General features: G+C 70.0%; 5 protein-coding genes. 1 reads left to right on the forward strand and 4 read right to left on the reverse strand.

Features of this window, described 5'->3' with window-relative positions:
- Positions 1-26: 26 nt before the first annotated feature.
- The 4 genes from ACFYXB_RS37325 to ACFYXB_RS37340 all read right to left on the reverse strand — a co-directional run bounded on the left by ACFYXB_RS37325 (position 27) and on the right by ACFYXB_RS37340 (position 6631).
- Positions 27-1445, reverse strand: a complete 1419-nt coding sequence (locus ACFYXB_RS37325; RefSeq protein WP_389589450.1) for a sugar porter family MFS transporter — start codon at positions 1443-1445, stop codon at positions 27-29.
- Between the two features lie 208 nt (positions 1446-1653).
- On the reverse strand, positions 1654-5541 hold the full coding sequence (locus tag ACFYXB_RS37330) for an AAA family ATPase (RefSeq protein ID WP_389589451.1): 3888 nt from the start codon (positions 5539-5541) through the stop codon (positions 1654-1656).
- A gap of 222 nt (positions 5542-5763) precedes the next feature.
- Positions 5764-5967 (reverse strand): hypothetical protein, encoded by a 204-nt coding sequence (locus tag ACFYXB_RS37335; RefSeq protein ID WP_272120120.1) that lies wholly within the window; start codon positions 5965-5967, stop codon positions 5764-5766.
- Positions 5968-6349: 382 nt separating this feature from the next.
- Positions 6350-6631, reverse strand: coding sequence for an acylphosphatase (locus tag ACFYXB_RS37340; protein ID WP_189315892.1), 282 nt, complete (start codon positions 6629-6631; stop codon positions 6350-6352).
- A gap of 169 nt (positions 6632-6800) precedes the next feature.
- Between ACFYXB_RS37340 and ACFYXB_RS37345 the strand changes: the two genes are divergently transcribed.
- Complete coding sequence (locus ACFYXB_RS37345; protein WP_389589452.1) at positions 6801-7907, forward strand: CAP domain-containing protein; 1107 nt, start codon at positions 6801-6803, stop codon at positions 7905-7907.
- Positions 7908-8007 lie beyond the last annotated feature (100 nt).

Raw genomic sequence — 8007 nt, forward strand, 5'->3', positions numbered from 1 at the left:
CGAGTGCGAGGGCCTCGTGGGGAGGCTCAGCCCATCTCTTCCAGTTCCTTGCCCTTCGTCTCCTTGACGAACTTGAGGACGAACGGGATGGAGAGCGCCGCGAAGACCGTGTAGATGATGTAGGTCCCGGACAGGTTCCACTCGGCCAGGGACGGGAAGCTCGCGGTGATGGCCCAGTTGGCGATCCACTGCGCGGACGCGGCCACGCCCAGGGCAGCGGCACGGATCTTGTTCGGGAACATCTCGCCGAGGAAGACCCAGACGACCACGCCCCAGGACAGGGCGAAGAAGAGGACGAAGACGTGGGCGGCGATCAGGGCGACCCAGCCCTGGGTGGCCGGGAGCTTGCCGTCGACCAGGTCGTACGAGAACGCCCAGGCCTCCAGCGCGAGGCCGACGATCATACCGACGGAGCCGATGAGGGCGAGCGGCTTGCGGCCGATGCGGTCCACGAAGATCATCGCGATCACGGTGCCGACGATGTTGATGATCGACGTCGTGAAGGAGTAGAGGAACGAGTCCGTCGGGTCGACGCCGACCGACTGCCACAGCGTCGCGGAGTAGTAGAACGCGACGTTGATGCCGACGAACTGCTGGAAGACCGACAGGCCGATACCGACCCAGACGATCGGCTTGAAGAAGAAGCTGCCGCCGAGCAGGTCCTTGAAGGTCGACTTGTGCTCGCTCTTCATGGCGTGCTCGATCTCGGCGACGCGGGTAGTGAGGTCGACGCCCTTGCCCTCGACCTCGGCGAGGATCTCACGGGCGCGCTCGCGCTTGCCGACGGACAGCAGGAAGCGCGGGGACTCGGGGATCGCGAAGGAGAGCAGGCCGTAGAGGACGGCCGGGACGAGCATGACGCCCAGCATGACCTGCCAGGCCTCGAGGCCCATCAGCTGACCGCGCTGGTTGCCGTGGGCGGCGTTGAGGATGCCCCAGTTGACCAGCTGCGAGATGGCGATGCCGATGACGATCGCGGCCTGCTGGAAGGAGCCGAGGCGACCGCGGTAGGCGGCCGGGGCGACCTCGGCGATGTAGGCGGGGCCGATGACGGAGGCCATGCCGATGGCGAAGCCGCCGACGATCCGCCAGAAGGCGAGGTCCCACAGCGCGAAGGGCAGCGCCGAGCCGACGGCGCTGACGGTGAACAGCACGGCGGAGATCCGCATGCAGTGGATACGGCCGATCCGGTCGGCTATGCGGCCGGCGGTCGCGGCGCCGATGGCACAGCCGATCAGGGCGATGGCGATGACCTGGGCGAGCGTGGCGGACCCGATGTCGTACTTGTCCCGGATGGCCTCGACGGCGCCGTTGATGACGGAGCTGTCGTAACCGAAGAGGAAACCACCCATGGCGGCCGCAGCTGCGATGAAGATGACGTGCCCGAGATGTTCGGGGCGAGCCGTACCGGCTCCTGACTGGGGTGCCTGCGCTGTGCTGGTCACGTGAAACTCCTCGGGCCACGGCAACGTCGCCGGGGTGGGGGGACGAGCCCTTGCAGGTTTCCAGTGGCGCATACGTGCACACCGCTCACACCTGAAGGTAAAAGCAACGCTGCAGAGACTATGTCTTCAAGCTTCGAAGTCAAAAGCGGACTTGATGCGATCTTTGAGATACAGCTAACGTCGTTGCGTTCATTCTTTGAACAGACGCTTACCGCAGCCGCTGCGAGATGACCTTCGACACACCGTCACCTTGCATGGAGACGCCGTACAGCGCGTCGGCAACCTCCATCGTCCGCTTCTGATGGGTGATCACGATGAGCTGCGACGACTCCTGCAACTCCTGCATGATGCGGATCAGCCGCTGCAGGTTGGTGTCGTCGAGGGCGGCCTCGACCTCGTCCATGACGTAGAACGGGCTGGGCCGGGCCTTGAAGATCGACACCAGCATGGCCACGGCGGTCAGCGACCGCTCGCCACCGGACAGCAGGGACAGCCGCTTGACCTTCTTGCCCGGCGGGCGGGCCTCGACGTCCACGCCCGTGGTCAGCATGTTGTCGGGATCGGTCAGGACGAGGCGCCCCTCACCGCCGGGGAAGAGCCGGCTGAAGACGCCCTCGAACTCCCGTGCCGTGTCCCGGTAGGCCTCGGTGAAGACCTGCTCGACCCGCTCGTCGACCTCCTTGACGACCTGGAGCAGATCGGCGCGGGTCTTCTTCAGGTCCTCCAGTTGCTCACTGAGGAACTTGTGCCGTTCCTCAAGCGCCGCGAACTCCTCCAGGGCGAGCGGGTTCACCTTGCCGAGCTGCTGGTAGGCCCGTTCGGCGGACTTGAGCCGCTTCTCCTGCTCGCCGCGCACGAACCGCTTCGGCTGGTTGCGGGGGTGCTCGGGGTCCTCCGGGAGCACCTCTCCCTCGGCGGGCGGGGAGGGCGGTACGAGCTGGTGCGGGCCGTACTCGGAGACAAGGCCCGCCGGTTCGACGCCCAGCTCCTCCAGCGCCTTTGTCTCCAGTTGCTCGATGCGCATCCGCTTCTCGGCACCGAGGACCTCGCCCCGGTGGACCGAGTCCGTCAGCTTGTCGAGTTCGGCCTTGAGATCGCGTCCCGTGGTCCGGGCGGCGGCCAGCTCACGCTCCCGCAGGGCCTTGGCGGCCTCGGCGGCGACGCGCTCCTCGTCGGCCCGGCCGAGCGACACCTCGACGTGGGCGAGCAGTTGCCGGGCGCCGGAGGCGACCGCTTCGGCCACCGACGCCTCGTACCGCAGCCGGGCGCGCCGCTGTTCGGCACGCGCGCGTGCCTCGCGTTCGGCGCGGGCGCCCCGGTCGAGCGCGTCGGCCCGCCCCGCCAGGCCCTTGACCCGCTCCTCGTGCGTACGGGCCTGGAGGCGGGCCTCCATCTCGGTCTGCCGGGCGTTGGCACCGTCGGCGGCGAGCCGGTCGCGCACGGAGGTGTCCGGCTCCTCCTCGACCGGCATCTCCTCGGCGACGGCAAGCCGTTCGGCCAGCTCCTCGGCCTCCTGTACGGCCTTGTCGAGCGCCTCCTGCGCACGGGCCGCCGCCGCGGTGGACCGCTCGGCCTCACCGGCGGCGCCGCGCGCCTGACCGGCGAGCCGCCCGAACTGCTGGGCCACGGCCGATTTCTCGCGGTCGGCTGCCCGGCGCCGCTCCCCCAGTTCCTCGACGAGCGCGGCACACTCCTTGCGTCGCTCACCCGCCCGCTGCTGGGCCTCGGTCAGGTCCTCGCACCGTACGGCCAGCTCGTCCAGCTCGGCGGCGGCCTCGTCGACGGACGCCTGCACTTCGAGCAGACTCGGCGCCCCGGCGGAACCGCCGTGCGCGAAGTGGGCACCGAGCAGATCGCCCTCGGCGGTGACGGCGGTCAGCTCGGGGTGCGCGTAGACGAGATCCTCGGCGTCCTCGAGCGTGCCGACGACGACGATTCCGCGCAGGAGGCGCCGTACGGCGGGCATGAGGTCGGAAGGGGCACGCACGAGGTCGGCGGCGAAGGTCAGGCCGTCGATGCCGTTGACGTGGGGGCGGGACGGGGCGTCGGCACGCGAGTGCCCGAGGTCAGCGACACGCGGGCCGAAGGGGACGCCCCCGCGCGCGTCCCCGACGGCTACGGCGTGCCGGTCCCCCGGTGAGCCGCCGTTCAGCCCGGCAGCCTGCGCCTCCTGGGCGCCGGCCCGCGGGTCCCCCGAAGTCCCGGTGTCGCGGTCGCCGGAAGCGTCCGCGGTCGACGCGGAGTCCTCCCAGTGCCGGGGTGCCCGGGTCTGTGTCCCCGAGGCGCCGGTCGCGCCCGCGCCGGACAGGGGGCCGGTGCCTCCGTGGGAAGCGGCCCCTGTCGCCGCACCGCCGCCCCTCGTTTCCTGTTCCTCCGGCGCCCCCGCGAGCAACAGCGCCGCGCGGCCTGCGTCCTGCTTGCGCAGCAACCGGATCGCTTCCGCCGCCGATGCCGGGGTCGTCACCGCGATGGCGTCCGCCGCCGCGCCGAAGGCCGCGGCCAGCGGGATCTCGTGGCCCGGGGTCACGGTCAGCAACTCGGCCGCCGGGCCCAGCACGCCACCCAGCCGGTCCTTCGCGCCGAGCAGTGCGCCGGTGCCGTCCTTGCGGCGCAGGCCGAGTGCCAGCGCCTCGTGGCGGGCCTGGGTCGCGGCGCGCTTGCGCTCCGCCGCCGTGGTCGCCTCGCGCGCCGCGGTGAGCGCGGCCTCGGCCTCGGCGAGCTGTCGCTTGGCCGCCTCGTGCTGGTCGGCGAGTTCGACGTCGTCCGCGTCGAGGCCGTCGACCTCTGCCTTCAGCGCCTCGTACTCCTCCTGCGCGGCAACCGCCCGCTCCTGGGCCTCGTCCCGTGCCACGGCCAGCCGGTCGATCTCGGCCTGGGCGGCGGCGGCCCGCGAACGGGCCGCGTTGACCTGCCCGTTCAGCCGGGCCAGTCCCTCGCGCCGGTCCGCGATGGCGCGGGCGACGTCTTTCAACCGCCGTTCCTCGAGGGCGAGTTCGCGCTCCAGTTCGGCCCGGTGCGCGACGGTGTCGTCGAGCGCACGCTGGGCCGCCTCCAGGGCTGCCTCCAGCTCGGCCTCCTGCTCACGGATGCGGGCGGCCTCGCGCTCCATGTCCTCGGGGTCCCGGCCGCGCCGTTCGTCGAGGGGCGCGGAGGTCGCGCTCTTCACGCGCGCGTCGGCCAGCGAGATCGTGCCGCGCACGCGCTCGGCGAGCTGGGAGAGCTCGTACCAGGTCTGCTGGGCGCGCTGCAGCCGGGGCGTGAGCTGCCGTACCTCGTCCTCGAGGAGCCCCTCGCGCTGGAGCGCCTTCTTCAGCTCGTGCTCGGCCGCTTCCTTGCGTTCCTTCAGCGCGGCCTCGTCGGCGACCTCGGCCTTGAGCGCCTCCCGCAGCCGTACGAGATCGTCGGCGAGCAGACGCAGCCGGGCGTCGCGGAGGTCGGCCTGTATGACGGCGGCACGTCGGGCGACCGCCGCCTGACGGCCCAGGGGCTTGAGCTGGCGGCGCAGTTCGTCCGTGAGGTCCTGCACGCGCGCGAGGTTGGCCTGCATCGCGTCCAGTTTCCTGAGCGCCTTCTCCTTGCGCTTGCGGTGCTTGAGGACGCCGGCCGCCTCCTCGATGAAGGCGCGGCGGCCCATGGGATCGGCGTGCAGGACGGAGTCGAGCTGGCCCTGGCCGACGATGACGTGCATCTCGCGGCCGATGCCGGAGTCGGAGAGGAGGTCCTGGATATCCAGGAGGCGACACGTGTCGCCGTTGATCTGGTACTCGCTGCCGCCGTTGCGGAACATGATCCGCGTGATGGTGACCTCGGCGTACTCGATGGGCAGGGCCCCGTCGGAGTTGTCGATGGTCAGGGACACCTCGGCCCGGCCCAGCGGCGGGCGGCCGGTGGTGCCGGCGAAGATGACGTCCTCCATCTTTCCGCCGCGCAGCGACTTGGCGCCCTGTTCGCCCATGACCCAACTGAGCGCGTCCACGACATTGGACTTGCCCGAGCCGTTCGGACCGACGACACACGTGATCCCCGGCTCGAACCGGAGCGTGGTCGCCGAGGCGAACGACTTGAACCCACGGAGGGTCAGGGCCTTGAGGTGCACGCCGCTGGACTCTACCTTCCGCCGCTATCTCACTCCATGAACCCTCGCAACCTCGCGGTTTCACGCATGAACATGCAGGGCACACCAGACGTTAAAGAGAGTGAAAGGATGCGCGGGGGAAGAAAGAAGGGACGCCGAAGCGTCCCTTGCAACTCTGACAACTTAAGCGGTTGATACGGGCAGCCCAACCACTGCGTGAGCTGTCGTGGAGCGATGCAGTGATCAGGTGAGCGCAGGCTCCGCCTGGTGTGCGTCGATGCTCTCCATGATCCTGTCGTGAGAAGCGGCAGCCGTCAGCGCGTCGTTCTCCTCCTGGATCCGTACGAGCTCGGATTCCAGGTCCTGTACGCGCTGCTGGAGCCGTCGCATCTCGGCGAGGAGTCGAGGGTCGGAGCCGCCGACGTAACCGAGAAGCGCCTTTGCCATGATGGATGGTCCTCCACACTGAGTGACCGACCGAAGCGGTGTGGGTCGTGAGGGATTCGCACCCGCAGTGCTTGACACAATCGAGTGTTGCTCTGCCGTTGCTACATGCCAAACAGCTAAGGTGCGCGGGGCTTTCAGCGTCTCACCAAAAAGTTTGACGGTCAACACGATCACGCCCCGTATTGGCGGGCAACCCGGTGGCGCGCGGCCGGAAAATGGCGGCGCTGCGACTGTCACGGGGCCCGGAGGCTGAGCGATCACCTTGTAACAGCGGAGCCTGCCACGACATGCGGTTCTTGGCAACCACCAGGCCATTTCTGCCTCTGGCAGCTGCCGGAGGCATGCGCCCGCGCTTCCGCCTGCGGCGCTTTACAGAACGGGTTCAGCGAATGGCGAAGCCGTCGTAGCCCCCGCGGGGTGTGTCCCAGATCTCGGTGACACCGTCCACACGCCCGGGCGTGTCGCTGCCCTGGAGCCAGTCGAGAAGCCCCTCACAGCCCTCGCGTGAGCCCTCGGCGACCACCTGCACGCGACCGTCGCCCAAATTGACAGCAAAACCGCTCAGGCCGCCGATCTCCAGGGCCTTGGCCCGCGTGAACCAGCGAAAACCCACACCTTGGACGCGTCCACGCACCCAGGCAACCAGTCGCACATCCTCGCTCATGGCTGCAACCTAACCGGCCAATGTCCCTCGAGACACTTCCTCCCCTCGCGCCATGCGGTACCGTCCCGACCCAATGAATCTCATATGAAACTCACTCGATTGAGTGAGTTGGGTTGGCCCGCGAGTTCGCAGGGGCGCGGTCGCCCGCCGGCACGAGGAAGGCAAGGACATGGGACGCCACCGACGCTCCGCCGCCGGCCGCGCCGCCACGGGCCGCGCCACGGGGATCACGGAAACGCACGGCTCCGCCACGGGCAGCCACGACCCGTACGACTCGTACGCGGATGGTCCCGCCACGATGGGCATCGCGCCCTATCTGAACCCGGAGGCGTACGCCGACACCAACGCGCGCAGCTCGGCGTACCTCTATGCAACGGACAACGAGTACGGGCAGGTCACGGAAACGATCTCCTTCGTCGCGGACGGTTTCACCCCGGCGGGCGGTTCCGGGGGGCGTGGGCACCGGCGGAAGAAGAAGGCCGTGACGCCCGTGCGCACGGGTCTGCTCGGTGTCTCCGCCGCCGTCGCCATCGGCACGGTCGCGGTGGCCACGGGTGTGGTGCCCGGACTCGACAACTACAAGCTCGGCGGCGGCACCAGCACGAGCGGCGGCAGCGAGGTGCAGGCCGGGGGCGTGCCCAGCAACACGGCCAGCGAGCAGGGCGGCACCTCCGGCACCGCGGACGCGGGCCGCAGCAGCGGTGGCGGCGCGGCGAGCCGGAACTCGGCGCGCCCGGCGTCGCCGACCCCGTCCGCCCCGGCGTCCTCGGCACCCGCGCCCGCCGAGACGCCCTCGAAGAAGCCGAAGGCGACGGCCCCGCCCGGGCAGCAGAAGCCGAAGCCTCCGGCCGCGACGAAGGGCCCGAAGCGGACCTCGGCCCCGGTGAGAGTCTCCGCTCAGGCCGCCGCCGAGGCGGAGGTGCTGAAACTGGTCAACGACGAGCGGGCGAAGGTGGGTTGCAGCCCGGTGTCGGCGAACACCCCGCTGACCCGGCTGGCCGAGGCCTTCAGCGAGGACATGGCCGCGCGGGGCTTCTTCGACCACACCGACCCGGACGGCGCGACTCCGTGGGACCGCGCCGCCAAGGCCGGCATCATCGACCTCGGCGGCGAGAACATAGCCAGGGGCCAGGCCGACGCGGCCGCCGTCATGGAGGCCTGGATGAACAGCCCCGGCCACCGGGCCAACATCCTGAACTGCGACTTCAAGACCCTGGGGGTCGGCGTGCACCTGGGTGCCGGCGGGCCCTGGTGGACGCAGGACTTCGGCTACTGAGATAGCCGCACCCATGAGGGCCGGGCCTGTCAAGGGGCGTAAACGGCCACCGCCTGCGGCCTCTCGATGGGATGCCGGGGCGTTTTCCTTGCGAGGGCTT

Origin of the sequence: Streptomyces sp. NPDC002619, from assembly GCF_042889305.1 — a bacterium.
In the GTDB taxonomy this organism is placed as follows: Bacteria; Actinomycetota; Actinomycetes; order Streptomycetales; family Streptomycetaceae; genus Streptomyces.

Bases quoted from the DNA above. Each gene is read 5' to 3' on its own strand.
- ACFYXB_RS37335 (WP_272120120.1), bottom strand. From the start codon at position 5,967: ATGGCAAAGGCGCTTCTCGGTTACGTCGGCGGCTCCGACCCTCGACTC.
- ACFYXB_RS37340 (WP_189315892.1), bottom strand. From the start codon at position 6,631: ATGAGCGAGGATGTGCGACTGGTTGCCTGGGTGCGTGGACGCGTCCAA.
- ACFYXB_RS37345 (WP_389589452.1), top strand. From the start codon at position 6,801: ATGGGACGCCACCGACGCTCCGCCGCCGGCCGCGCCGCCACGGGCCGC.